Source organism: Allobosea sp., from assembly GCF_036675845.1.
Classification (GTDB): domain Bacteria; phylum Pseudomonadota; class Alphaproteobacteria; order Rhizobiales; family Beijerinckiaceae; genus Allobosea.
Window position 1 is genome coordinate 1 of record NZ_JAKFED010000190.1, and the last position, 2,977, is coordinate 2,977.

The window sequence follows — 2,977 nt, forward strand, 5'->3', positions numbered from 1 at the left end:
AAAGTGGAATCCGGTTTTCGGTTGAATCCGATGCTACAACAAAGAGATAGATCGCCATCTCTGCGTCCGGATGGGCGCATGGCGGTCTATAGCGGCTTCAGGCCAGCCTCGATCGCGGCCCGCTTCGCTTCCAGGAAGGGCGGCAGCGACAGGGCCTCGCCCATCGTCTCCGCCGGCTCGTCGGTGGCGAAGCCCGGCCCGTCGCTGGCGATCTCGATCAGGATGCCATTCGGCTCGCGCAGATAGAGCGAGCGGAAGTAGAAGCGGTCGACCGGCCCGCTATTGGGATAGCCGGACTCCTTCAGCCGCTCCGCCCAGGCATCGTACTCGCCGAAGCTCGGCGTCCGCAGCGCCAGATGGTGGACGCCGCCCGCCCCTTCGCGCGCCTGCGGCAGGCCGGGCTCGACCGCGACATGCAGCTCCGCCGCCGGTCCGCCCTCGCCCATCCCGAAGACATGGATGTCACCGGAGGCATGCGGCGCGTGCTGGTAGTTCGAGGCCCGCTCCAGGCCGAGCAGCTTGGTCAGGACGAGCTCCGTCCGCTCGAGCTGCGGGACGGAGATCGTCACCGGCCCAAGCCCCCGAATCTGGTGCTCGGCCGGGACCGGGCTCTTCTCCCAGACTGCGAACGGGATCGTCCCGCCATCGGCGACGAGCGTCAGGCGCTGGCCTTCGGGATCCTCGAAATCGAGAGCAGCCCGGCCGTTGATGCTGAGGACATCCGAGACCTCGACCCCAGCCGCGGCCAGCCGCTCCCGCCACCACTCCAGCGAGGCCTCGCCGGCGACCCGCAGGGCGGTGCGGACGATCGAATGCGTACCGCGCCGCGCCGGCGCCGCCGGCCAGTCGAAGAAGGTCAGGTCCGAGCCCGGCGAACCGGCACCGTCGGCATAAAACAGGTGATAGGCCGAGGTGTCGTCCTGGTTCACCGTCTTCTTCACCAGCCTGAGGCCGAGCGTCTCGACATAGAAGCGGCGGTTCCGCGCCGCCTGCGCGGTGATCGCGGTGACGTGGTGAATGCCTGTCAGTTGCATGGCGTGCGCCCCTTTTTGCGCACTCGCCGCCTGCCGGCGACGGGCGCTTGTTGGATCGGTCGCCACCAAGATAGTCATTGCCGCCGCGCCCGAAAGCAGAGCGCGCGGCAATTAAATATTGCAGAAATGCAATGCCGAAGATCATTTGGTCGGGGCGGAGGTCGCGGGCGGCGCCGACATCTCCGGTTTGCTGGTCTTGTCGGCCGGCGTGACCGGAGCGGTGCAATCCTGCGGCTTCTTCTCGCAATCGAAGACCATGGTCGGCGCTGCCGACTCGCCGGACTGGCCGGCCGAAGGCAGGATCATGTTCTGGCCCTTGTCGATCTGCGACGGATCGGTCGTCTTCGGGCCGATACCCGGCTGCGTCGGCGGGCTGGGCGTCGTCGAGGGCTGGGCTGGCGTCGCCGTCTGCGCCAGCGCCGGGGCGGTGGCGAGCCCGAAACCGAGCAGCAGCGCGAATACGGTCGTTCCGATCTGGCGGCGTGCCATGGCGTTTCCTCGCATTGTCCGAAAGTTATCGAGGACAACCGATTGGCAGGCCACAAGGTTCCGCGCGCTACTCCGCGGCCCGGGCAGACAAGGTTGCCGGCGCGCCGTCGCCGTGGCGGCTCGGCTTGGCCTTGAGCTTGAGGTCGCGGAGTTCCTCGCGCTCGCGCGGCGTGTTGCGCATGAGCTGGTCCTTGCCGGGCAGGTACTGCACCGGCTGGGCCACATCCGCCCCGTACCAGGCGGCGGCGCGCAGCACGAAGGACGGGTCCGCCAGATGCGGGCGGCCGAGCGCCACGAGGTCGGCCCGCCCTGCGGCTACGATGGTGTTGGCCTGGTCGGCCGAGGTGATGGCGCCGACGCACATCGTCGCGACGCCGGCCTCGTTGCGGATCCGGTCGGAGAACGGCGTCTGGAACATGCGGCCATAGAGCGGCCGGGAATCGCGCTCGGTCTGCCCGGTCGAGACGTCGATCAGGTCGCAGCCGGCCCGGGCGAAGGCTTCCGAAATCGCGACCGACTCCTCGCCGCTGATGCCGCCCTCCTTCCAGTCGGTCGCCGAGATGCGCACCGACATCGGCTTGCCCGCCGGCCAGATTTCGCGAAGCGCCGCAAAGACTTCGAGCGGGTAGCGCAAGCGGTTCTCGAGCGACCCGCCATACTTGTCGCTGCGCCGGTTGGTCAGAGGCGAAAGGAAGCTGGCGAGCAGGTAGCCATGGGCGCAATGCAGTTCCAGCATGTCGAAGCCGATGCGCAGGCCGCGCTCGGCCGCCAGCACGAAATCGGCCTTGACCTGGTCCATGTCGACCCGCGTCATCTCGCGCGGAACCTGGCTCTCGGGATAATAGGGCAGCGGCGAGGCCGAGATGATCGGCCAGGCGCCCTGCTCCAGCGGCCGGTCCATGCCGTCCCACATCAGCTTGCTCGCGCCTTTTCGCCCGGCATGGCCGAGTTGGAGGCAGAGCTTCGCCGCCGAGTTCGCGTGCGCGAAATCGACGATCCGCTTCCAGGCCGCCTCCTGCGCATCGTCATAGAGTCCGGCGCAACCCGGCGTGATCCGCGCATCGGCCGAGACGCAGGCCATCTCGGTGAAGACGAGCCCTGCCCCGCCGACGGCGCGGGCGCCGTAATGCATCAGGTGCCAGTCGCCCGGCACGCCCTCCTGCGCCGAATACTGGCACATCGGCGAGACGACGAAGCGGTTCGCCACCTGCATCTCGCGCAGCCGGAAGGGCTGGAAGGCCGGCGGCACCGGCGAGCCGTCCCGGCGCACCGCCTGGTCGGCGCCGAGATCGTCGGCGACCAGCCTGTCGATCGCGGCGACGAATTCCGGGGCCCGCAAGGCGAGATTGTCATAGGTGATCGCCTTGGAGCGGGTCATCAGGCCGAAGGCGAAGCGCAGCGGCTCGAAATCCCAGAAGCGCTGCAACTGCTCGAACCAGACCAGCGAGACGTCG

At 68.4% G+C, this 2,977-nt stretch carries 3 protein-coding genes; all 3 read right to left on the minus strand.

What is annotated here, in order from left to right:
• Nucleotides 1–86 precede the first annotated feature (86 nt).
• The gene (locus V6M56_RS20425) at nucleotides 87–1,034 is read right to left on the minus strand and encodes a ring-cleaving dioxygenase (protein WP_332686436.1); all 948 of its coding nucleotides are present in this window, start codon (nucleotides 1,032–1,034) and stop codon (nucleotides 87–89) included.
• Nucleotides 1,035–1,175: 141 nt separating this feature from the next.
• Nucleotides 1,176–1,523, minus strand: a complete 348-nt coding sequence (locus V6M56_RS20430) for a hypothetical protein (protein ID WP_332686438.1) — start codon at nucleotides 1,521–1,523, stop codon at nucleotides 1,176–1,178.
• A gap of 67 nt (nucleotides 1,524–1,590) precedes the next feature.
• Nucleotides 1,591–2,977, minus strand: a 1,387-nt coding sequence (locus V6M56_RS20435) for an oxidoreductase (RefSeq protein WP_442881203.1), incomplete at its 5' end; no start/stop codon positions are given.